This is a genomic window from Butyribacter sp., assembly GCF_056818865.1.
Window position 1 is genome coordinate 13,533 of record NZ_DBLYGC010000027.1, and the last position, 25,041, is coordinate 38,573.

Annotated in this window: 21 protein-coding genes and 1 pseudogene; 19 read left to right on the forward strand and 3 right to left on the reverse strand. The window is 35.5% G+C overall.

The features are described 5' to 3' along the window. Positions 1-44 precede the first annotated feature (44 nt). The 19 genes from ACZLXV_RS11545 (at position 45) to ACZLXV_RS11635 (ending at position 22,528) form a co-directional block, all read left to right on the forward strand. A complete protein-coding gene (locus ACZLXV_RS11545) occupies positions 45-1,211 on the forward strand; it encodes an ABC transporter permease subunit (RefSeq protein WP_022223646.1) in 1,167 nt (388 codons plus the stop codon). Between the two features lie 95 nt (positions 1,212-1,306). Next, on the forward strand, positions 1,307-1,573 hold the full coding sequence (locus tag ACZLXV_RS11550; RefSeq protein ID WP_022223645.1) for a hypothetical protein: 267 nt from the start codon (positions 1,307-1,309) through the stop codon (positions 1,571-1,573). A gap of 160 nt (positions 1,574-1,733) precedes the next feature. Beyond that, entirely contained in the window at positions 1,734-2,777 is a 1,044-nt protein-coding gene (locus ACZLXV_RS11555; RefSeq protein WP_482383531.1) for a sugar ABC transporter substrate-binding protein, read from the forward strand. A gap of 9 nt (positions 2,778-2,786) precedes the next feature. Continuing rightward, positions 2,787-4,292, forward strand: coding sequence for a sensor histidine kinase (locus ACZLXV_RS11560; protein WP_482383532.1), 1,506 nt, complete (start codon positions 2,787-2,789; stop codon positions 4,290-4,292). Beyond that, the gene (locus ACZLXV_RS11565; protein WP_482383533.1) at positions 4,289-5,875 is read left to right on the forward strand and encodes a response regulator; all 1,587 of its coding nucleotides are present in this window, start codon (positions 4,289-4,291) and stop codon (positions 5,873-5,875) included. The genes ACZLXV_RS11560 and ACZLXV_RS11565 overlap by 4 nt, the downstream gene beginning before the upstream one ends. Positions 5,876-5,887: 12 nt before the next feature. Continuing rightward, positions 5,888-7,018: a sugar ABC transporter substrate-binding protein gene (locus ACZLXV_RS11570; RefSeq protein WP_482383534.1), complete on the forward strand. Its 1,131-nt coding sequence runs from the start codon at positions 5,888-5,890 to the stop codon at positions 7,016-7,018. 76 nt (positions 7,019-7,094) lie between these two features. Then, complete coding sequence (locus ACZLXV_RS11575; RefSeq protein ID WP_482383535.1) at positions 7,095-7,454, forward strand: 6-carboxytetrahydropterin synthase; 360 nt, start codon at positions 7,095-7,097, stop codon at positions 7,452-7,454. A 45-nt stretch (positions 7,455-7,499) separates the two neighbouring features. Further along, positions 7,500-9,185 carry a Firmicu-CTERM sorting domain-containing protein gene (locus ACZLXV_RS11580; protein ID WP_482383536.1) on the forward strand — a complete coding sequence of 562 codons (1,686 nt, stop codon included), beginning with the start codon at positions 7,500-7,502 and terminating at the stop codon, positions 9,183-9,185. A 13-nt stretch (positions 9,186-9,198) separates the two neighbouring features. Further along, positions 9,199-9,804 (forward strand): exosortase family protein XrtG, encoded by a 606-nt coding sequence (gene xrtG, locus ACZLXV_RS11585; protein ID WP_482383537.1) that lies wholly within the window; start codon positions 9,199-9,201, stop codon positions 9,802-9,804. Further along, positions 9,788-11,152, forward strand: coding sequence for a TIGR03111 family XrtG-associated glycosyltransferase (locus ACZLXV_RS11590; RefSeq protein ID WP_367335016.1), 1,365 nt, complete (start codon positions 9,788-9,790; stop codon positions 11,150-11,152). Before xrtG ends, ACZLXV_RS11590 begins: the two co-directional genes overlap by 17 nt. Before the next feature lie 49 nt (positions 11,153-11,201). Continuing rightward, positions 11,202-12,281, forward strand: a complete 1,080-nt coding sequence (locus ACZLXV_RS11595; RefSeq protein ID WP_482383538.1) for a hypothetical protein — start codon at positions 11,202-11,204, stop codon at positions 12,279-12,281. 109 nt (positions 12,282-12,390) lie between these two features. Further along, the gene (locus tag ACZLXV_RS11600; RefSeq protein WP_482383539.1) at positions 12,391-12,858 is read left to right on the forward strand and encodes a 6-carboxytetrahydropterin synthase; all 468 of its coding nucleotides are present in this window, start codon (positions 12,391-12,393) and stop codon (positions 12,856-12,858) included. 71 nt (positions 12,859-12,929) lie between these two features. Further along, entirely contained in the window at positions 12,930-14,720 is a 1,791-nt protein-coding gene (locus ACZLXV_RS11605) for a DUF8560 domain-containing protein (protein WP_482383540.1), read from the forward strand. Between the two features lie 153 nt (positions 14,721-14,873). Beyond that, a complete protein-coding gene (locus tag ACZLXV_RS11610; RefSeq protein ID WP_367335020.1) occupies positions 14,874-15,869 on the forward strand; it encodes a nucleoside recognition domain-containing protein in 996 nt (331 codons plus the stop codon). 103 nt (positions 15,870-15,972) lie between these two features. Further along, entirely contained in the window at positions 15,973-17,352 is a 1,380-nt protein-coding gene (locus tag ACZLXV_RS11615; RefSeq protein ID WP_482383541.1) for an aminopeptidase, read from the forward strand. A 28-nt stretch (positions 17,353-17,380) separates the two neighbouring features. Continuing rightward, positions 17,381-18,520 carry a prephenate dehydratase gene (pheA, locus tag ACZLXV_RS11620; RefSeq protein WP_482383542.1) on the forward strand — a complete coding sequence of 380 codons (1,140 nt, stop codon included), beginning with the start codon at positions 17,381-17,383 and terminating at the stop codon, positions 18,518-18,520. A 151-nt stretch (positions 18,521-18,671) separates the two neighbouring features. After that, positions 18,672-20,492 (forward strand): class I SAM-dependent RNA methyltransferase, encoded by a 1,821-nt coding sequence (locus ACZLXV_RS11625; protein WP_482383543.1) that lies wholly within the window; start codon positions 18,672-18,674, stop codon positions 20,490-20,492. Between the two features lie 31 nt (positions 20,493-20,523). Next, positions 20,524-20,895 (forward strand): TnpV protein, encoded by a 372-nt coding sequence (locus ACZLXV_RS11630; RefSeq protein WP_006859001.1) that lies wholly within the window; start codon positions 20,524-20,526, stop codon positions 20,893-20,895. A 166-nt stretch (positions 20,896-21,061) separates the two neighbouring features. Beyond that, complete coding sequence (locus ACZLXV_RS11635; protein ID WP_006859000.1) at positions 21,062-22,528, forward strand: caspase family protein; 1,467 nt, start codon at positions 21,062-21,064, stop codon at positions 22,526-22,528. Positions 22,529-22,659: 131 nt separating this feature from the next. Here ACZLXV_RS11635 and mobQ read toward each other — a convergent pair whose 3' ends face one another. From mobQ to ACZLXV_RS11650, 3 genes and pseudogenes are all read right to left on the reverse strand, one after another. After that, on the reverse strand, positions 22,660-24,369 hold the full coding sequence (gene mobQ, locus ACZLXV_RS11640) for a MobQ family relaxase (RefSeq protein ID WP_006858999.1): 1,710 nt from the start codon (positions 24,367-24,369) through the stop codon (positions 22,660-22,662). A 136-nt stretch (positions 24,370-24,505) separates the two neighbouring features. After that, positions 24,506-24,727 (reverse strand): DUF3847 domain-containing protein, encoded by a 222-nt coding sequence (locus ACZLXV_RS11645; protein ID WP_005348485.1) that lies wholly within the window; start codon positions 24,725-24,727, stop codon positions 24,506-24,508. A 170-nt stretch (positions 24,728-24,897) separates the two neighbouring features. After that, positions 24,898-25,041 (reverse strand): annotated as a pseudogene (locus tag ACZLXV_RS11650) (ATP-binding protein); the annotation flags it as partial.

The window sequence follows — 25,041 nt, forward strand, 5'->3', positions numbered from 1 at the left end:
AGAGTTAGGCATAGAGACTTGGCACCCATGGAAAGGAGAAAAAGATGAACGCTAAAGTAAAAGATTTTCTTGTAAAATATACGATGGTACTTGTATTATTAATCGTATTTGTATTGTTTAATCAAATGACGGGCGGAAAAATGATATATGCCCAGAACTTATCAAATCTGCTTTTGCAGAATGCATATGTAGTTATACTTGCCTGTGGTATGTTGCTTTGTATATTGACCGGTGGTAACATCGACTTATCTGTTGGCTCTGTTGTATGTCTTGTTGGAGCCATTGCAGCAAAGCTTTTATCAACAACATCAATTCCAGCAATAGGGGTAATACTTCTCGGACTTGTAGTTGCAGCAGTGATTGGTGTATGGCAGGGATATTGGATAGGTTATTCAAGAATACCTCCATTTATCACAACACTTGCAGGTATGTTCGTATTCAGAGGTCTTGGTCGTGTAGTTCTCGACAGTAAAACAATTTCAATCCAGAACAGATCATTCCTTGATGTATTCACATCATACATAAACGTACCAGGGCTTGATGACGGACAGAAATATTCAGCAATAATTGTTGGAGTGGTTGTAGTTGTAGGATATATTGCATTTACAATTATCGGAAGACAGAAAAAACAGAAAAAAGGATACCACGTTGAGAGTGCTTTAGGTACATATATAAAGATGGCTGTAATAAGTGTGTGTGTATTGTTGTACTGCTACAAACTTTCACAGTATAAAGGTATTCCAGTAATGCTTCTCTGGCTTCTTGCAGTAGTAGTATTATATGCATTCATCACAAGTAAGACAGCACTTGGTCGTCATTTTTATGCAATAGGTGGAAATGAGAAAGCTACCAAACTTTCAGGTATCGATACAAACAAAGTATTCTTTATAGCATATGTTCAGGTTGCAGTACTTGCAGGTCTTTGTGGTTTGCTTTGTGCAGCAAGAGTAGGTTCAGTAAACGGTGATTCAGGAAGTTCATACGAGATGGATGCAATCGGTGCATGTTTCATCGGTGGTGCATCTGCATACGGTGGTTCAGGAACAGTAGGCGGAGCCGTTATCGGTGCCATACTTCTTGGAGTTATCAATCAGGGCATGTCTATAATAGGACTTAACTCGAACTGGCAGTATGTAGTAAAAGGAGCAGTTCTTCTTATTGCAGTTATCTTTGATATTAAGTTTAACAACAAAAATATGACAAAGGCTTGATGCCAGGATAACGAATAATGGAGATATTGTACCGGTTTTTGTTTAAAAGAAAATATTATAATACAAAATAGTAATGAGAATAGGAGTGAAGAGATATGACAGGCAATAATGTAAATACAAAATCAATTATATATTATCTGGTTGCAGCATATATCGGGTATATGGCATTTGGAATTTTAAACAACAGAATTCATGGAGACGATACAATGTCATGGCCGGTTGCCATAATCTTCACTGTTGTTCTTGCATCAGGAGCCATTGGTGTTATCTGTTACGCAACAAGGCTTATGAAAAAGACAAAATCTCAAGCACAAGAAAATATAGAGTGTGAAGAAAAAAAGGATAGTGATGAGGAGTATTAAAATGAATTTTTAGATTGTGCGGTGATTGTTACCGGTCATACCATAAGGTGAACAGTAACCGGTGACTGGCAAGGAGACTTTCGGTTTGAAAGTCTCCTTGTTTTTTAGATTAAATTATAGTAACATCAATATTTAGAAAAGAGTATTTGAGGAAAGAGCCGTGAAGAAAAATAAAGAAAATGAAAATAAATCTAAAAAAACAAGTTCGATTATTGTTTTATCAATAGTTACATTATTTATATTTGTTTTTGGATTTGGCTACATCTGGAATGTACAGAAGAATGTCGGAAAGAAAACAAATCAAGAAAGTGCAGATGAATACAGTAAACATTTTGCTATGATAGCAAAAGATTTTTCAGGAGAATTTTGGAACAGTGTTTATGAAAACGCAAAACGCTATGCAGATAAAAAAGGCATTTTTGTTGAAAAAATAGGAGAAAATCTTCCAGATGATTATACAATTTCAGATTACATGAAAATATGCATGGCAGCTAAAGTTGACGGAATAATTATTGAGCCGGATGGAAGCAGGGAAGTAGAGATGCTTATAAACAAGGCAACAAAATTAGGAATGCCGGTAGTGACGGTTATAAATGATGCGCCGGATACAAAAAGAGTCTCATTTGTTGGCATAAATACATACCAGATGGGGCAGGTGTATGCAAAAGAGATAAGCAGTCTTATGGATAAAAGAAAAAGAAGAGTGTATATATTGACGGAAAAGAATTCTGCCGGGAATGAAATAATATTCGGGCAGATTAAGAGCGCACTGCTGCAGGGGATTGGCTCGAGAATAAATATAAATGTGCAGCCGTATTACATTGAAAATAATACAACTTTTGATATTGAGGAGGGAATAAGAAATCTGTTTTTAAACAAGGCAACTCTACCTGACATAGTTGTAAGCTTGAATGAGACAGCATCAGAATGTCTGTGTCAGGCTACGATTGATTATAACAGAGTTGGAAGTGTAAAAATTATTAATTATTATTCATCTGCTTCTACATTAAAAGCAATAAGGAAAGGAGTTGTATCGAAAACAATAGAACTTGATGCAAAGCAGCTTGGTGAAAACAGCATACAGGTACTTTGTGATTATATTGCTTCCGGACATGTAAGTGATTATATAAGTGTGGATATGAATGTGATATCAAAGAAAAGTGTTTTAGGATATTATAAAAAAGATGATGTAAATAAAAATTAGGAGAAGCATATGTTTAAGAGAACGAAAAGGTGGATAAAAAATGCATATTCGGGTTCGATAAAAACAAAATTGATTTCATTGTATACTCTAATGGTCATAATTGTATTCATAGTGATTGTGATAGTGTTTTATTTTATAAATGTATCTTTAAAAAGTATAAACAATGTATATTCATCAAATATTACAACGGGTGAATTGTCAACTGCGATACAAAATATACAATACAATTTGTATGGATATTTGAACACACGCAATGCAGAGTCTCTGGAAAATTATTATCGTTATGAAGATGAATACAGGAATATGCTGGGAAATCTGAATGATAAAAATATGGATGATGAAATATTTATGCTTCAAAAGAATATCAAGGGAATGTCGGAAACTTATCTTAAATTGTCAGAGATGACAATTCAGGAAAAGAGAGGACGAAATGTTGAAAAGTACAAGGATTATTACGAGAAAAGCACGGAAATATACAATTATATAAAAGAATATATTTCATTGTTGAATGAAAGCCAGTTTGAAGAAAATTCAAGTAATTATATGGTGCTTTTAGGTTCATTAAAATTATCCGAGTTAGTCAGTGTAGTTATTATTGCTTTAATATGTATTTTGTCGATGACTGTTCTTCTGCTGTTTGTGAGAAATATCATAAATCCATTGGTATCACTTGCAAGAACGGCAGATGAGATAGCGAGTGGAAATCTTGAGGCAGAGCTTAAAGATTCAGAACTTACGGATGAGGTCGGAATTGTAACAAATGCATTTAATACAATGGTGAGAAGCCTTAGACATTACGTTGATCAGGTGAAAAAAAGAATGGAGGAAGAGCGAAAATTAAAGGAACAACAGCTTCTGATGGAAAATCATTTGAAAGATGCTAGATTAAAGTATCTTCAGGCACAGATAAATCCACATTTCCTGTTTAACTGTCTCAATGCGGGTGCACAGCTTGCAATGCTTGAGGACGCTGAGAGGACAAGTGTGTTTGTTCAGAAGATGGCAGACTTTTTCAGGTATAACGTGAAAAAAATGCAGGATGATGCGACTTTACAAGAGGAAATCGAGGTGGTTGATAATTATATATATATAATAAATGTTAGGTATGACGGAGAGATACATTACGAAAAGCACATTGGAATAGAGGACATCAGAATAAGAGTGCCGAGCATGATACTGCAGCCTATTGTTGAAAATGCGTTAAATCATGGTGTCAGAAATAATGAGGGAGAAAAGAGAATTGCACTTTATATAGTTGACAATGATGACGATATAATAATACAGGTTCAGGATAATGGGGAGGGAATGGAGAGAGAAAAAGTTCAGGAAATAATGGAAAATATAAAAAATGAGGAACAAAGTGACAGTGACTCGACAGGTATCGGTCTTGAAAATGTAAATAAAAGGCTTGAGTTATACTATAAGAAAGAAAATTTATTTAAAATTGACAGTGATGGTGCTATGTGCGGTACTACAGCGACCATCATTATTCCAAAGGAGGAAGAGGTATTTTGATAAGGATTTTGCTGGCAGATGATGAGGGGCTTATGCTCAATTCAATGAAAACGATAATTGCAACAAATTTTGGTGACGAATGTGAAGTGTTTACGGCAAAGACAGGAAGGGTTGCAGTTGAGATTGCGGAGGAGGAAAAGCCTGATATTGCATTGATGGATATTCATATGCCCGGGTTAAACGGAATTGAAGCAATGCAGAAAATAAGAGAGAAAAACAAGAATATACAGTTTATCGTTATAACGGCTTACAATAAATTTGATTATGCTAAAGATGCGATAAGTATAGGAGTTTTTGATTTTTTGTCAAAGCCCGTATCAAAAGCTTCGATAATAGATGTTCTTACAAGAGCAATCAAAAGCGTTGAGGAAAAGAGAAAAAAGAAAATAGATAATATACGAATAAGAGAAAAATTAGAGACGGTTATACCGATTATAGAAAATGGTTTTGTGAGTAATCTTTTATTGCAGAATGGAAGCAAGTCCGAAAACGAATATTACAAGGAGATAATGAATATTGAAGAGGAATATGCTTACATAATATTGCTGCAATTCGGTGAAGATTACAAAAACGGAGTTTTGACAAATCCTGTCGGAACAGGGATGAGGCTTCAAAAAGAGTATGACCAGATAAGACAGAAAATATCAGATACTTTCAGCTGTATTATAGGTTCTATGATGTCTAACAGGATAGTTGTTGTAGTTTTTAGCAATAGGGAAAGTGTTGACTATGATGAGAGAATTTCAATAATAGAGAGAACAAGAAATCTTGTCTATGCACTTGAGGAAAGTACAGATGCAAAATTTATGGCGGGAATAGGACACACAAAAGAACTGGATAAGGTTAAAGAGTCGTATGTTGAAGCCATACGCTGTCTGGATGAAGGAGAATCGCATGTTGCACATGTAGATGATTTACCGCTTGCCGGAAAAATAGATGAAGATTATCCTATAGATGTTGAGAGAAGAATGTTTAATTGTATAGAACAGGGAGATACAATGCAGGCGGGACAGCAGGCAAAAATATTTTTTGATATGCTGTGCGAAAAATTTGGACAGTATGATGATGATATAAAGTTAAAAGTTCTCGAACTTGTTATGCGTGCTGAAACAATGGGTGTAAATGCAGGAGGACTTGATTATGGTTTCAGGTACAGAAAAGATTATCTTTCAAGTGTGCTTGCCATGAAAAATTACAGTGAACTTTCAAAATGGTTTATATCGAAGATAAGTCTGGTGTGTGAGAATATTGCATTTAAGCATGAGGAATGTTCAGAAACAGTAATATCAAAAGCGATGGATTATATAGATGAAAATTATACTAAAAATATTTCACTGGATGACGTATCAAAAGTTGTAAATATAAGTCCGTATTATTTTAGTAAGTTATTTAAGGAAGAGGCAGGAGTAAATTTTATTGATTATCTGACGAAGAAAAGAATAGACTATGCTAAAGAACTGCTTGAAGACAATACATACAGCATAAAAGAAGTATGTGCCATGTGCGGTTACAGTGACCCGAACTATTTTAGCAGGATATTTAAGAAGAAAGAAAATGTAACGCCAAGCGAGTACAGAGGATAACGGAGAAAAGGTATGAAAAGAAAATTTAAACGCATTAGCTGTGCAAAAAAAATGACAGTGTTAATACTGGTAATTGCGATATTACTTGTATCGGTGATGACGGGATGCAGTTATAACAGTGCTCCCAAAAAAGTTGCAGACAAAAAGAAAAGTATAAATATAGGACTTTGTTTTGATTCATTTGTAATAGAAAGATGGTTAAGAGAAAGGGACACATTTGTTACTGCCGCTAAGGAACTCGGTGCAAAAGTAAATGTTCAAAATGCGAACGGGGATGTAAAAGAACAGATTTCACAGATAGATTATCTAATTTCCCAGAATGTAGACGTGATTGTTATAATAGCGGTAGACTGCGAAGCAATATCCGATGCAGTAAAAAGAGCAAAAAATAAAGGAATAAGTGTGATTTCATATGACAGACTTATAAAAAATGTTGATGCCGACCTTTATATATCATTCGACAATGAAACTGTAGGCAGAGATATGGGAAAAGCCATGAAGCACGCACTGCCACATGGCGGGAAGATATTTGAGATAAACGGTTCAAGCGCAGATGACAATGTTATTCGTGTTGAGAAGGCATTTAAACAGGAGATAAGCGAAGCAGGAATAGACATTGTATATTCAGATTATTGCAAGGGATGGTCGGCAAAGGCAGCAGGGGAGTATGTGGAGAAGGCTTTAGAAAAATATCCGGATGTAGACGGCATAATGTGCGGAAATGATGATTTGGCAAGTGAGGTTGCAAGAGTGCTTTCTGAAAACAGGTTGTCCGGAAAAGTTGCACTTATTGGTCAGGATGCGGATTTGCTGGCATGTCAGCGTATCGTTGAGGGAACACAGAAAATGACTGAATTTAAAAAGGTAGAAGAGCTGGCTAAAACCGCTGCATATTTTGCGGTAAAAATAGCAAAGGGAGAAAAATATTATAAAGCCGGTGACAGCGGGCAAAAAAAGGAAAACGACGAAAAAAGCAGTGATTATATAGCTACAAAAAAAATTGATAACGGCAAAAGCCTTGTACCTTATTATTCACTGAAACCTGTTATGGTAACTAAAAGCAATCTTGACAGTATTATTATTGACAGTGGATTTCACACAAAAGAGGAGGTCTATCTCAATGTGACAAAGAAAAAATCATAGATTAAAGTAATTTTTTGGAAATAGTATTTTCATATTAGATATTGCAAAATAAAAAAAATTGTTCTATGATTTCAGTATGAAATATTATAAACTTAAATATAGACTTAGTATAACGCATAGTGCCGATAACAATGAAAAACACAAACATAATCATGTATTGGAGGGAGAGATATTTGCAGAGCCGTCTGCCGGCAATTTTGTAGAATTTTCTGATATGGAGGATATGGTAAATGAAACACTTAAAATATACCAGAATCAATATCTCAATTCTTTGGAAGAGTTTGCAGGTGATGCCAATATAGAAAATGTGGGAGAGGTTTTTTGGCGAAAGCTTGTAAAGGTTTTTGACAAGAACGGGTGGAAACTTATTAGGTTAGAAATCGGCGAAAATCCTTTGAGGGTATATGCGGTTTCTGTTAAAGAAATTCGACTTTAAAAATTTATATGTTCTTAATCAGGTTATTTGTTAGGAGAGGTTTTTATGAGACAACTAAAGAAAACAATTGTTGCAGGAAGCATGGCATTACTTATTGCCGCATCATCAATTTGTGTACCACACAAAAGTGTTTTGGCAGCGAGAACAATAACAATCGACGGAGATCCTTCAGAATGGGACGGAATTACAATGTATGACTCTTCGGATTCAAAAATATCTAAATGGTCTGTTGCAAAGGATGACGAATATGTATATTTTTATGTGCAGCAAAATGGCGGAAATCAATATGGACAGCCTATAACAGACACGAGTTTTACGATAAAGTATGATGACGGAATGAGTGACGGAATAAGATTTTCATACAATATGGGCAGTATTAAAAACGGCACCTACAGTGATATAGATGGTGTTGGGGATGCTGATAAAGCGTCAGAGCCAAGTCAGGAAAAGGATAAATACGAGACAGAATTTAGAATACCTCAGACGTTTTTTGGCGGCAAGAATTACACATTGGAATATTGTGGTACGAAAGTTGAAAGCAGCGATATTACAGATTTAAATTCCAAAGATGAAGAAGTTAAAAAAGATGATGTGTACAGCGGTATAACAATCGATGGAAACTTTTCAGATTGGAATGCGGTTTCAAAGAATGATGTATCGCAGAATTCAGAAAGCGGAAACGGACTTTCAAAAGCGGCTGTCGTGTTTGACGGGGATTATATTTACATATATATGAAAGAAAAATCTGAAAATGCGTCAGATGGTGCGGCTGGTTCATCGGGAAGTTATGCGAGTGGAAAATATGAGATAAAGACGGATACAGATAGAAGAACGGTTCTTGACATTAAGCTGGTCAATAGAAAATGTGAAGTCAGTGTAAGTGATTATGTTAAAAATAAGATGGGTGGAAACAGTATAACTGCAGAATATTCAAACAGACAGTATGAAATTGCCGTTCCTGTATCTGCGGTAAAGCAGTACAATGAGAGTTTATCTTTTGGATATTATCTTTCATCAAGTCCGCTTGTGAGTAATATTGTAAATATAGATAAAGATTCGTCACATGGTGCGATTAGCAATAAGTTTAGCGGGATAGCCTATGATGGCTCTTTCGATGACTGGGACGATTATGCGCATACTACTATTGAATATTCAACACAGGGTGGTGTCGGTGATGATTCAGAGGCGGCATTGTATGCGTCAGATGGTTATATCTACGGTCATGTGAAGTCATTTCTTCATAAGACAACAGATGGCAGAAACGAGTTTTCGCCATTTGCATTGAGAGCAAACAGTAACGACAAAACTTCAATTTCTTTCAGATTTGTAACTGTGGATAGTGGGGGAAAGATAGACTGGAATCCTAAGATTACCAATCTTTCAGAAGGAAATCATGAGTTTACGCTTGTCGATATAGGTTCATGGACTACATATAAAAATGTTTCTGATGAAGGATTTATTGATTACGGAAAGATAACAATTTCTGCAGGAAGTACTTATGATGAGATGGAATATGAAGTTGACATGAAGAAACTTGCAAAGAAGTTTGACATCGATATAAATGAAATGAAAGTAATAGAGGCTAATTATGTAAATATAGGTGACGAGTGGGTTACTTATGCAGGAACTTCAACAGGACCGGTGGCAGGTGTTGCCATCAGTTGTCTTACGGTAGCCGGCGTACTTTTATACAGAAAACGTAAAGTAAATAATGTGGTTAAAACTGCGTAGTGAGGCTGATTGAATGAATATAAGTAAATATATAATATTTTTGATAGCCATAATTGTATGGCTGTATATTCTTCATGTGACAAAAAAAGCAAAATTACCATTCTGGCATTTCCTCTGGGGAAGTGCAGGTTTGTTTGTGTTTGTTTTTGTTGGCTTTAAAGATGTATTTACACAGCCTATGGCAAATATTGTAGCGGCGCTTGCCGGTATAATTGGAAAAATGACAGGAGTATTTGAGCCGTATTATAAATATGGCATTATTTTTGTACAGTCGGCAAAAGATTCAATTACTCTTAAAATTGATTTTGAATGCTCAGGAATTATTGAGATTACGGCATTTTTATCACTTCTTATATTTTTCAGTGTATATACAAAATATGAGAAAATAATTATAGGGTGTGTCGGCTCAATGTATCTTATTCTTGCTAATGCATTAAGGATAACATTGATATGTTTTATAATACATTTTAAAGGAGTAGATTATTATTATATTTCGCATGCGTTGATAGGAAGGATTTTTTTCTACTTTTTGTCAGTTATGCTGTATTTTTATGTGTTTACAAAGGCACAGATAATAAGGCAGAAAGTAGGGGGATTTGGATATGTCAATAATAAGTAGATTTATGAATTCGTTTATTTTTTGGGCTGCATGGATAATCATTCCGGTGTTAATGGAGATTGTTCCGTCAGTTGGAAGTGTTATAGTTCTTTTGAAAAAGAGACTTATACCTCCTAAGTATGAAAAGCCGATAATATATCCGGAAATATCACTTCTTATACCGGTATATAATTCGCAGGATTCACTCGAGGCATGTATAAGTTCAATAAATGACAGTGATTATCCAAATGACAAGATAAGAATATTTTTGGTGAACAATCAAGGGCAGGATGATAGTTTTAAGGTATTTACCGAATGTCAGAAAAAGTTCCCTCAATTGATGATGCAGTGGCTAAATGCAAAGCAGGGCAAATCAAAAGCATTGAATCTTGCACTGTTTAACAGTGACGGAAAATATATAATTCACATTGACAGTGACGGAATACTTGACAAAAAGGCATTGACAAATATGGTTGACAAATTTGAATCGGATTTGTCGATAGACTGTATGACAGGTGCAATACTTACAATGCCCGATCAGATAGAGGAATATAAAGGTTTCTTTGCAAAACTTCTCAGGAAAATGGAGTTTATGGAGTATGCTCAGGCATTTCTTGCTGGAAGAAATTATGCTTCTGAATTAAATGCTATATATACGTTATCAGGAGCGTTTTCTGCATTTAGGAAATCTACGGTTTTAAAATCACAGCTATATAATACGGATACGATATGTGAAGACACACAAATTACATTTCAGATGAAATATCTTCAGAAGAAGAGGGTATATATGTGCGAAAATGCAATATTTTATGTTGACCCTATAGAGGATATGAATAAACTTTATACGCAGAGACAGAGGTGGCAGAGAGGAAGTCTTGAAGTTTCACATTTGTTTATGAAAAAGCGCATGAATCCACTCAAGATATTTACTGATGTAAATATAAGAACATTGATGTATGACCACACTTTTGCTTTTCCGAGGGTAATATGGTATCTTGCACTGATATGTCTTGTGCTTATGAAGTATTCGTTTGAGTCGATAGTATACTCGACATTGTTTATTTTTTTGTTGTATATACTGATAGGTTACTGTTATTATTTTACAACTATAGGCTTTTTGTCGGATTTTAAAGAGATAAGAAGATATTATGCAAGACAGTGGTATGTTATACCGATGCTTCCGTTGTTTAACTTTATGGTATTTTTTATAAGACTTGCAGGCGTTGTAAACAGTATAAATACAGACAGTGCATGGAAAACAAAAACATTTACCGAAGAAAAAAGAGAGTTTTGGAGTGTTATCAGGGAAGAATTTATTGTGCCGGTAAGGATTGTCGAAAAGATTAAGAAAGCCGTAAATACCGATTAGAGTGTAATAACGGACTGGATTCATTGATAACAGGTGAGGATCTTATAAAATGAAGAAAAACAGGATATTTAAAAAAGTTTCAATTGCAATGATAATTTTTTCAATAGTTTTGAGCGGTGTGGTATTATTCCAGTTGAAAATATATAATAACAGTGTTTTGGAAATTTATGCCAGACAGCAGGATCAATATATAAAACTTGTTCTTGACCAGATAAATATAAGAGAATCTGAGTCTGATGTTGATGAAAAATCAATAAAAGAGATACTTGGCTCAATTGACAACTCAGAAAAGGAATACTGGACTTTATCAAAGAAGGACTCGATTGTATTTGTAAAGGATGTTACGGAAACCGACCAGTACAGAGGATTTTCAACGGCGTCTTACTATGTATCTGAAAGTGGAAAAAAATTTTTGAACAGTTTGGAGAAGAACAAGGTACATCATGATTTTATAACACAGTCGGGAAAAAGTTATATTGCATCCGGCACATTGTTTGAGATAAACGGTACTGAATATAAGATATGCCTGCTTACAAATCAGAAGTTTGTATTGTCTAATAATGATTTTATGCAGGCACAGATAATAATAGTTATAAGCGTCGCATCGATGCTGTTAATGCTGCTTGTAATAACGATGATAATGGCAGGCAGAAATGATAAAAAGCAGATTGAAATTGACGGTTTGAAAGAACAGCTCAGAACGAAAAATATAAGTATTGAAAATATAGAAAATGAGCTTCGCATGTTGAATGAATATGATGTAAAAAATACAGTATTCAAAGAAAAAACAGTTGACAATTTTATGGAAAAACTTGAAACAAAAGACATTTCTTTTATAAGATTTGAAACTATTGTATTCAAGGAGAAAAAAGTATATGATAAGTTTTTACAGAGAGCCCAGTGGGTTGTCGGGAAAAAAGCACTTCGTTTTGAGATAAGCGGAATAAATGATAAATATGCAGTAATGCTGGTATTTATAGACCATTCCCGTGAGGAAATAAAAAATATCATGCAGATGCTTGTAGGAAAGTCGGACAAGTGTTTAGGATCAGGTGAGTGGAATAAGGGCGACATAGAACTGAATAAATACTGCAAAGCGTATTTGAAAAAAACAAAGGAAAAAATTTAATTATATATTAAGATGTTGGGGGCAAAATATATTTTGAAACTTGCATTATATTTAAAAAGTTTGAAATACTTGTATATGCAGATGTCAGTATCAGGAGGTTGAATATTCAATGGATATGACAACAAAACTTTATAGGGAATACAAATTTAAATTTTATCTTAATGCCAATCATTATATTATAATAAACGGAAAAAACGGACAGACGCATCCACACACATGGGAATTCGTCTTTTATATAATGAAAAGCGAAGGGGAGTTTGTGCTTTTCAATAAATTTGAAAAGGGAATTGAAGAATATCTGGAAAAATTTCAAGGCAGAGTAATGAATGAAATTCGGCCGTTTGATACAGTTGTTCCTACGTTGGAAAATATATCAGATTATTTTTGTACTGAGATAAGAAAAATCATAATGGAACTTGGTGGAGAACTTGCCGTCATGGAGAGCAGTGAGACACCGACAAGAAGCTATATTATAGATTTGAGAAACGGACTTGATTTTAAGGAAAATATGTCAAGACTGACAGAAAAGCAGGTAGATGAAGTTATAGATAATATAATAGATAACATGCTTGAGTGATACTGTAGATTAGTACAGAGAATTATTGAATGATAAACAGTTTTAGTGTACTGATTTGAAGCGAGGAAAATATGGTTATAATTATAGGTTTAGTGGCTTTATTGTGCTGGATATTGATAGGCTGCAGATTGAAAAGATATGTAACGGGAGTATATATCGGATTGATTTGGATGTTTTTGCCATTCAATTTTTTTGATATTATTGTCAATGACAGTATAGAATCGCAGATATGTATGGCTGCAGTTCCAATGTTGATGTATCTTTGTTTTGAATATATAAATACCAAAACAGAGGTATTACCTGTTTTGACATTTGGCAGTATGTTAATCTTAAGACAGATTGATGCATATTCGGCAGCAGTAGTTTCGATATGTATTGTTTTAATTCTTTTTTTGTGGAAAAGTGTAAACAGGGACAAACACGGAGCTGTTGCACCGGGGATTGCATTATTGCTGCCTGATGCAGTCACAATTTATCAATCTGCTGTAAATGAAGAATTTTATTATAAAAATTTTGTAGCTTGTGATAACTCAGTATTTTTTTCAGTAAAAGATGTGTTAAATCCTGTTTATAATTTTAAAAATGCACAGATTATATATTATTTTGGTATTGCAATTATTTTACTTGCGATTTTTGGTGTTATATGCAGCCACAGAAAGACAAATATTATTTTTTTATGTGGAATTGTTCTTTTTTTGTTTGCGGTGAAGCCTTTGAGCGTGTGGTTTGTAAAGCAGTCAGGATATAGAAGTGACAGATTGTATGTTTTGCTTATTTTGGCATACACATGTATATTTATGGCTTTTATCATGTGGAATACATTGAAAGTAAAGCTTCAGATTGCGGTATGTATACTGCTTTGTATTGATTTGGTTCCGGCAATATACATAGCATATCAGAAAAAAGACAGTGCTGTTATTGTTTCAGATGACAGTGTATCTGACAGCATATTGCAGGAGGCGCAGAGATTAACTAAACATAAGATGATTGTGGCAGGAAAAACAGACGGAAGCAAAATTGCAGATGATGCAGCCGAAGCAATGGATTTAGGTGAGTATTTGTATGTTTTTGACAGGTGTCTGGCTTCAGAATATGATACTGTCGTGATACAGAAATCTAAAATGAGAAATAAAGATTCAGATATGCAGATGGTCAAAAAAGCTGCCAAAAAAGAGAATTATAAATTTGTTGCATCAAATGAAAAATATGCGCTTTTTAATCAGGAGGAATGCGAAGAAAAATCATTTGAGGTCAAGAGTGCCTATAAGGCTATTGGAATCGGTGATAATGTGCATCAATTGGCAATGATATATCCGCAGATTTATGAGGGTACGGAAAATAACATAGAGAAATACAGTGTTTCGGAATTGTCAAAATATGATACGGTTTATCTCAGCGGATTTACATATGATGATAAGGATGCGGCTGAAAAAATAGTAAGAGATACAGCTAAAAAAGGAATTAAGATAGTCATAAATGCAGATCATATGCCTTATGATAAAATCACGAGAAATATGGTATTTCTTGGAGTTTTATGTAACAGCATTAGTTTTGAAAATGGTTATCCAAACCTTATAATAGACAATAAGGAGGTGGTAACTGAATTGTTTGATTCAAACTATCAGGACTGGCAGGGTGTATATATGAACGGTTTGAAGAAAGTGAACGGATATTTCACAGAGGATGGCAAAAATATTGCTTTTCTCGGTTCGATTGATGATAATATAAATTTTGTCGGAATAGAGCTTATAAGCCATTATGCGATGACTTATGATGATACGTTGAAGAAATGTATTGATTCACTGCTTGGATTGAAGCAGGAGGACGCACCATTGCATGAGATAGTTATAAAAAATAAATGATTACATAAATATGATACAAAAGCATTTTTTTTCATAAATAAAATTACCTGCGCTTGAATGGCTTTATGCGGCGGATGTATGGATTTAATGCGGCAGTGTTTGCAGTGAAAGCTGTAGGACTGTAGGAAATATGCATAAAATGAGGTGCGTATCATGAGGAGAAAAACATTTATATTTGTAATCGTCAGCATGATAGTGTTGTTTACGATTATGCCGACAGTTGTAAGTGAGGGAGCAAAAGATGGGCTGTTGCTATGGTTTATGGCTATAGTTCCATCATTGCTTCCTTTTATGATATTATCGAATATACTTATCAAAATGAAAGTTACAAAGTACATAAACAGGTTTTTTAAACCGTTGTTTGGTATTATTTTTGGTGTGAGTGCGGAGGGAAGTTATCCGATACTTATCGGTTTTCTTGCCGGATGTCCAGTAGGAGCAAAGACAACGGCACAGTTGTATAAAAATAAAGATATAGGGCGGGAAGAAGCACAATATCTGCTTACATTCTGCAATAATTTAAGTCCGATGTTTTTAATTGAATTTATCGGCGTAAAATGTCTTGATGTTAAAAGACCGTTTCTTGTACTGGCAGTAGCAGCAGGTTCAGCCATCATAAACGCATGGCTTTACAGAGTTATGTCTGCAAAGAAAAAATGTAGTGGCGGTATAGCAAAAGTTGAAGATTGGCGGAAAGATAAAAAAGACTGTGACATAAAAAAAGACGAGACATCTGATAAAAATTATCCAACAATGGAAGCGGTTGATGAGAGTATTGGAGAATCATGCGAAACAATTCTTAAAATTGGCGGATATATAATTTTATTTTCCATAATAACGAGCATAATAGAATATATAATACCGGTAAAGTATAGCATAATAGGCTGTATATTGGCGGGAATTGCGGAAGTAAGTACAGGTGTTATGCAGATAGCGGGCCTTAACGGTTTGTCAGGTATTTTATTGTTTAATACGGAAATGAAAACATTGATAACGATTGGACTGTGTGCGTTTGGCGGAATTTCGAGTGTGGCACAGACATACAGCGTTATATCAGACACAAATCTTTCGATAAAAGACTATATGACAGCAAAGATAAGGCAGGCTTTTATTGCAGTAGTGCTTGCATTATTGGTATTTAGGATATAAAATGTAAAGGTATGCAGCTTGGTACTAACTTGATACGAATTTAGTACCGGCTTGACACTAACTTAATATGCGTTGAATAATATGCGCAGAAAAGAGGTTTATTATGGAAAGAAAAAATGCTTGGAAATCATATGATGAAAATAACAAAAAAGAGTTAGAAAAACTTTGTAAAGAATATAGAGACTTTTTGTCGGTAGGAAAAACGGAAAGAGAGTGTGTAAAACAGATTATTGCACAGGCTGAGAGTGCCGGTTACAGAGATTTGGATGTTTATCTCAAATCCGGAGAAACACTTAAATGTGGTGATAAAGTATATTCTGTATGCATGGATAAAACAGTCGCAATGTTCCAAATAGGAAAAGAGCATCTTGAGAATGGAATGAATATACTCGGAGCTCATATCGATTCCCCTAGAATGGATATAAAGCAGAATCCGTTATATGAGGACAGCGAACTTGCATATCTTGACACACACTATTATGGCGGAATTAAAAAATATCAATGGGTTACAATTCCTCTTGCAATACATGGTGTTATTGCAAAGAAAGACGGAAGTGTAATAGATGTGAATATAGGTGAAAATGATGATGACCCTGTATTTTGCGTAAGTGACCTTTTAATACATCTTGCCGGAAGCCAGATGGAAAAGAAAGCAGCAAAAGTTATTGAAGGTGAAAAACTTGATGTTTTGGTCGGAAGTATACCGCTTAACGGAGAAGAGAAAGAAGCCGTATCAAAAGGTGTACTTGCTATATTGAAAGAAAAATACGGAATGGATGAAGAGGATTTTATGTCATCTGAGCTTGAAGTTGTACCGGCAGGAAGAGCAAGAGAACTCGGGTTTGACAGAAGTATGATAATGTCTTACGGACAGGATGACAGGGTGTGTGCTTATACATCGCTTGCAGCAATGCTTGGAACTAAAGCGGAACTTGAAAGAACAGCCTGCTGTCTTCTTGTAGATAAGGAGGAGATAGGAAGTGTAGGTGCAACAGGAATGCAGTCAAGATTTTTCGAGAATGTTGTAGCTGAGATTATAAGTCTTCAGGGAGATTATACAGATATTAAACTCAGAAGATGTCTTGCAAACAGCAAGATGCTCTCATCAGACGTAAATGCAGGTTATGACCCTCTTTTTGTAGAAGCATTTGAAAAGAAAAATGCTTCATTCTGCGGACGAGGCGTTGTATTCAGCAAATTTACAGGAAGCCGCGGAAAATCAGGCTCAAACGATGCAAATGCAGAGTATATTGCAAAACTCAGAAAGATAATGGATGATAATAACGTAAATTACCAGATGGCAGAACTTGGAAAAGTTGATGTCGGCGGTGGCGGAACTATCGCATATATCATGTCACTTTATGGAATGGAAGTAATTGATTGCGGCGTGCCTATCTTAAATATGCATGCACCATGGGAAATTGCAAGTAAAGCTGATGTTTACGAAGCAAAGAAATGTTATGACGCATTTTTGAAAAATTAAGATAAAGAACTGAAGGGAAAATAGATTTATGGTTATTGACTTAAAAGAAAGCAGAGCAAAGATTGACAAGATTGATAAGGAGATTGCAAGTCTTTTTGAGGAAAGAATGAAAGTTGCGACAGACGTTGCGGCATATAAAAGAAGTACAGGGAAAAAAGTTTTTGACCCTGCAAGAGAAGAAGAAAAAATTCATGCTCTTAGAGAACTTACACAGGATGAGTTTAATAAAACAGGAATAGAGGATCTCTTTAGACAGATAATGTCAATAAGCAGAAAGTATCAGTATAAAGTCCTTGGAAGTGAAACAAACGAGATTTTACCATTTAAACAGGTGGACAAGCTCGATGTAGACAAGGACACAAGGATTGTATGCTTCGGAGAACACGGGGCATATACTGAACAGGCAATGGAGGAAGTATTTGGAACAGATATAACTTCAATGAACAGACTTTCTTTTAAGGAAGTGCTTGAAACAGTTGCAAACGGAGAAGCAAAATACGGAGTTATTCCTATTGAAAACACATCGACAGGCGGAATAAATGACACTTATGATTTGCTGCTCGACTATGATATTACAATAGTTGCAGAACATGTAGTAAAAGTTGAACAGGCACTTCTTGGCAAACAGGGAGCAAAAGTATCGGATATAAAGAAGGTGTATTCACATCCGCAGGGAATTATGCAGTGTTCAAAATTTATAAAAGAGCATAACATGGAAAGTGAATCATATATGAGCACATCGAGCGCGGCTAAAAAAGTGGCAGAGGAAGATGATATTTCTCAGGGAGCGATTGCAAGCACGAGAGCTGCCAAAATATTCGGACTTGATGTACTTGAAGAAAGCATCAATTTTGAGAGCAGTAATTATACAAGATTTATAATTGTGACAAACCAGAAAGTATTTCTCTCAAATGCAAATAAGATAAGTCTTTCTTTTGAAATAAAGCATCAGGCTGGAACACTTTACAATATGCTTTCCAACTTTTATTATAATGACTTAAACCTTACTAAAATAGAATCTAGACCTATAGAGAATAGAAACTGGGAGTATCAGTTCTTTGTTGACATTGAAGGAAATTTGAACGATCCGGGTGTACGAAATGCACTTGCATGTATAAGAGAATGTGTAAAAGAGCTTACAATACTTGGAAATGTCAGAACAAAATAAAACTAAAAACAGTACAATGAAAAGCAGGGAGAGATATAGAGTTATTGGCACAGCGTTTGTGTATAGTACAACATAAATTAATTATTCGTTGTACCAGAAACGATAAAATATCTTCACTGCTTTTTGTTGGTTAGAGGAAGGCGGATTATATATGAAAAAGGGAAACATATATGAAGGAGTTGTAAAAAAAGTTGATTTTCCAAATAAAGCATATGTCGAGGTAATCGAAACTGATGAAAACGGAAATGAAGATAAAACACTCACACTTGTAAAAGGGGCATTGCCGGGACAAAAAGTAAAATTCAGGGCAAAGAGAGTAAGAAAAGATAAGAGCCAGGGAATTTTGCTGGAAGTAACAGAAAAGTCACCAATAGAGACAGCTGACCCAATGTGCAGCCACTTTGGAAAATGTGGAGGATGCAGTTATCAGACACTTCCGTATGAAAAGCAGCTTGAACTCAAAAAAAATCAGGTGCTTGAGATAATAGACAATGTATATAAAACACTTGATTCATCACTTAACATAAAAAAAGATTATATATATGACGGAATACTTGCAAGTCCCGAAATACAGGGTTACAGAAATAAGATGGAATTTTCGTTCGGAGATGAATATAAGGGTGGACCGCTTACACTAGGACTTCATAAAAAAGGAAGTGTCCATGACATTGTGAATGCATCAGGCTGTAAAATAGTAGATGATGATTACTCAAAGGTGATAGACTGTATTGTTGAATATTTCAGAGAAAAACAGGTACCGCATTATAATAAAAATACCCATGAGGGAGTGCTCAGACATTTGCTTGTACGAAGAGCAGTATCAACGGAAGAATTGCTCGTAGCACTTGTAACATCATCACAGCAGGATATAACAGAGTACGTCAATGAAGTCTCTGAGAAATTAAATCAGATAGAATACAATGGAAAACTCACAGGATTTATTCATATTGTCAATGACGGACTTGGAGACGTTGTAAAAAGTGACGAGATGCACATAATAAGTGGGAAAGACTGGTTTACTGAAAAAATACTTGGACTTCAATTTAAAATTTCACCATTCTCATTTTTTCAGACGAACACAAAAGGTGCGGAAGTGCTTTATACAAGAGCAAGAGATTATATACTCGGTAAAAGCATAGAACAAGAATATCCAGAAGAAATCGACACTGCAGCAGTGAATAAAGCAAATAATATAAAAAATTCTGAAAAAAGCAATATTACAGATGTAAAAAACGATTCAGATGCCGCGGAGGTATTCAGAGAAAAGGTAGTTTTTGACTTGTACAGCGGAACAGGAACGATTGCACAGATTATAGCACCGGTCGCAAAAAAAGTCATAGGTGTTGAAATTGTGGAAGAAGCAGTAGAAGCAGCAAAAGAAAATGCAGCAATAAACGGTCTTGATAACTGTGAGTTTATAGCAGGCGATGTCTTGAAAGTAATAGATGAAATTGAAGAAAAACCTGATTATATTATACTGGATCCACCAAGAGAAGGAATACACCCAAAAGCAATCAGAAAGATAATTGATTATGGAGTGAAGAATATTGTTTACATTTCATGTAAACCGACGAGCCTGTCACAGGATTTGGCTACATTTGAAACATTTGGATATCATGTGGAGAGAGTGAGCAATGTGGATATGTTTCCGGGGACGGTACATGTGGAGACGGTTGTTCTTTTGTCCCAACAAAAACCAGATGACACGATAGAGATCGACTTAGACCTGGACGAGCTGGATGCCACCAGTGCCGAGTTGAAAGCAACCTATCAGGAAATCAAAGATTATGTGTTGAAAGAATTTGGCTTGAAGGTTTCAAGTTTATATATTTCTCAGGTAAAACGCAAATGTGGAATTGAAGTGGGAGAAAACTATAATCTTCCAAAATCAGAAAATGCAAGAGTTCCACAATGCCCGAAAGAGAAAGAAGATGCTATCAAGGCTGCCCTGAAATATTTTGCGATGATTTAAGGACATCGCTGATTTCAAGGAGGAATAACACATGAAAAGCACATTTGAAAAAATGGGTGGAACCTACACACTTGGCGCAGACGGAATTTACTATTCGAATCTTGTCAGTACAGATGAAGAACCGCATTATGGGAAATATGGAATGATGCGGAAAACATATCTGAAAGAGCATCGTCCGGCAATGTATTCACTGTATATGCTGGAAGACAGACTGACAGAACATCTGAATACTGTGGACGATGAAGCACAGGAGAGAATGGATATTCTGGTGAGTCAGATGATGGAGAAGCAGGGCATTACGGAAGAATTGAAAGCTCGTGACCAGATGGAATGGGTTAGAGCGGTAAATAATGCCCGGAATGCTGCAGAAGAGATTGTGTTGAAAGAATTAGTGTATATTTAAAGCGTGGAAAGCTCCTTCGGGAGCTTTTCAGTGTTTGTAAGAGTTTATATAAAATGGGCTAAGAAGGTGGTATGATCAAAATAACAGATTAAAATTTATATTAAGAAATGAATTTAAAATTTTTAATTATGAAATAAAACGTAAGATAATTTCAGAGGTGAGAATAATGGATAGAATTGCATTAGTAATCGGTAATTCTGATTATTCAAATGTAGGGAAATTGAATAATCCTAAGAATGATGCTGACGATATTGCTAGTATTTTGAATAAATTAAATTTTGATGTTACAAAAATAATGGATGCAAATTTAATAGATATTCAAAAATCTGTTAATGATTTTTTACAGGCATTAGATGAATATGCTGTAGGGGTATTTTTTTATGCAGGGCATGGTATGCAAATCGACGGTAAAAATTTTATCGTTCCTATTGATTTAAAGTTAAGTGATAAAAGCAAGACAATGGTCTCTTGTTATTGTTTAAATTCGCTGTTAGAAGGTGCATCTTCATATAAGGGAAAAACATTAATATGTATATTGGATGCATGTCGAGATAATCCTTTTGCTATGGGGAGGGGATTTTTAACAGGCTTTGCGCCATTTAATAATCCACCTAAAGGTACTATGATTGCTTATTCTACAAGCGCTGACTGTAGTGCATTTGATGGACAATGTAGTAATGGATTATATACACAAGTTTTAAAAGATGCTATGCTTATTCCAAATTTGAAAATTGAAGAAATGTTTAAATTTGTTAGAAATAAAGTGTCAGAAATATCAATTAGCCAATACGGAGAAGAACAGCTTTCATGGGAATATTCTTCGTTAGTGGGAGACTTTTATTTTTCTGTTACGCCACAACCAGTCAATGAACAGGTTACTGATGAGAAAATATATGAATTCATATGTGCTCGTCGAAAATCTTATGAGAATGCTTCGGATAATATTTATGATATTGAATGTTTGCCATATATAGATGCCTATAATAAATATCATATACCAATTATTAAAATTTTACGTGCATATTCAAGAGTAGATTATTCAAAAAGAGGATTTCAGTTTTCGGATGCTACTATAGATCAGTTAAACAGCAATTATTTGTCATCATGGGGATTTATACAGAAATATGGTAGATGGTATTATAAAAATCATTACGTTGAGATGGGAGATTTATTGCCATTGCCCGAGGAATTAGAACCTAAACAACCTATTAATGGAAAGGAATTGAAGATTGAAGCTTCATTGAGCTGGAAAATGAATGATGGAAAGATAAGATTTCAAGTATCTTCTAATATTCCAGAGGAAACCCCATTAATGTTTACATTACGTGGCAAAGAATATACAGCTCAATGTAAATCTGTAGCAGGTAATAGAATTTCAATAAGTGAATGGTTTAGTGACAGAGGTAATCCTATGAAAAATGGATTTTATACTATAGATGTGTCATGTCCGATATATAGTGTATTGCCAGAAAAGATAAAGAAAATATTTGGTGAACGTAATAGAAATATATGTGGACAATATGTTAAATTTGAACCAGTGGGAGGAAATACGATTCATTTTTCGTATGGATTAGTTCTTAAAAATAGTAAAGTTCAAGTTATTGATATGCAACAAAGAATCTCAGCATTATAATGAATGTGGTTTTATACAAGAAAACATGGCAGATTGTAACTGGTTAAAGTGAATTGGGCGTATGGAACTTTTAAATCCATACGCCTTTTAAACAAGAGAGTTGTAAGAGCATATTATCTACTCGATGATGATTATAATTCCATATCATATGACCTTTTCTTAGCTCTGGCAGGCTGATTTCGCCGCATCTCCTGTTTCCTCTGATATTCAAGTTCCCAGGCACGATGGGAAAAAACATCAGGATCTTCCACATTGAGATAATCTACCTCATTGGCGGCAATATCACGGCGGTGATAGTCATAATACTTACCAAAAGTACCTTTGAGCTGCTCGATCAGCTTATCCCGGAAATTAGGACGTATCTGGATTCTGGTGTCCAGCAATTCTGTATACTGTTCAGGTTCAGGACGAAATTTTTCTTCCCGGAAAGCAGCGGCGTCTTTTTTAAGCTGCTTTTTAAGGGAGATGTCCTGAGAATCCAGGATATCAAGATTGCTATTCATCTGGTCATATTTTTTGGATAGATTCGTCATATCTTTATCAGTGGAGCATTGTGCCTGGAAGATTAGTTGCTCTTTCCTTGATTTCAGTTCTTCAATTTCTTCCGTAACAGTGGTAAGCTGCTGATTCAATTTTATATGCTGGATGGGATTCAAAATACTGGTTTTCTCTTTTTCTACATTCAGCTCTTTCCGTTCTGTAACTTTAGCTTTGAGTTTCTTTTTAACGGTGTTGTATTTATTCAGTATTGGATTAAAATGATTCATCCAATCATGAATTACTTCTTTTTGCATCTCATTATGAAGTAAATGATATTGTGTAAAAATCATATGATTTCGGATAGTTTCCATTGTTTCTGCAATTACAGGAATAGAATTTTTGACAGCTTGAGCCAGTTTCTCTACCTGAGCTTTTAATTCCCGGAGCATTTGGTTATCTGCACGAATCTGGCGGTTGATTTCACAGCGGTCAGCTATCATTCCTTTCTTTTCCATGTTTTGAGCAATATAGCCTTCGTGGATGGTCGGCTGTTCGGTGATTCCCTGATCTGCAAAGCTGCGGTGATCAATGGATGCATTTATCTGATTGTGGGCAAGCATTTCATTTACAGTATCTGCCCAGTTTGCTCTCCAGATACAGAGTTGCTCATCACTGTTCCATTGTTCAGAAATGGGATTCTGTCTGCCATAGCGGCTGCTTTTTGGATGCTTGTCGATGCGGTCATAGCCTTTTTCCTGTGCGACAGATGCGGTCATATAAACTTTCTTTTTCCCAACTTTATATCTGTATTGCTTTTCCCAGCCATCTTTTTGAGCAGCTTTGAATTCAGTAGCTGTAAATCCTTTTTCTTCTCCATTTTTTATGCAGAGATATTCTTTTTCTGTTTTATACTGCCATGTTCCGTTTTCGTTCAGTGGACGGACGGTAAGCAGAATGTGTGCATGAGGATTGTGTCCATCCGTATCGTGAATAGCAAAGTCAGCGCACATGCCCATATCTACAAAGTTCTTTTGAATAAAATCTTTTAGAAGAGAAATATTACTGTCCTTATCTAATTCAACGGGAAGTGCGACAACAAATTCCCTTGCCAGTCGGCTGTCTTTTGTTTTTTCTGCAGCTTCCACAGCATTCCAGAGTTGTTCACGGTCTTTCCATTCTGGTGAAGCCATCGGTGGAAGCAATACTTCCTGATAAATGAGTCCATGCTTTCTGGTGTAATCATGCTGGATGCCATCGTAATCATTGTACATCCGGCTGCAGCTCATATAAGCAGAAGCTGCGACAGCGGAACGTCCGGAACCACGGCTGACAACTTTGGCTTGCATATGATAAATTGCCATATCTGGCACCTCCTTTCGATGTTGCCTGCAACAGCGGAAAATCCCTCGGCAGAGCGCACGAGCCCCGTAGGGGATACCACCGCCCGATTTATCGGGTGGTGAGTAAGTGCGCCCTTCGGGAGTAGAACTTGTGCGTTTACATTCCTCGTAGCCGGATTATCAGCTCCCGTTTCAGGGAATCCAAATCCATTTCTTTAATATGGGGAACAATACTTTCCAAAATGGCTCCTTCCTGGACTAATCGGTGTGTTCTGGCATCACGTTCTTTTTTGCGATTTCTTGCTTCGGCTTCTTCTTGGCGGTGTCTTGCCTGTAAAAGTGCTTTTTCTTCCGGTGTCATGATTTTTTTATCTGCCATATCTGGCACCTCCTTTTTATGCCCGTATCCGGGCAGTATTGGTTTTAAAATCTTATGGTTTGGTACTATAGTTTCGGATAACTGACAGTGGCATGTTTCTGGTGATAAATAAGGAAAGAAAGTAGTACCACTGTCAGTGAAGAATAATTATCGTGTTATGCTTCTTTGCTTCAGTTCTGGTTCGGAGTATGATTGTTTAACAGAATTCTTTTTGCCTGTTTTAAATTAGCTGTTGCATTGTCCTGACGAATATTCCGGTTATTGATACGGACAGGAATACATCTCTCCAGAATACGGTCATAAATTCGTTTGTG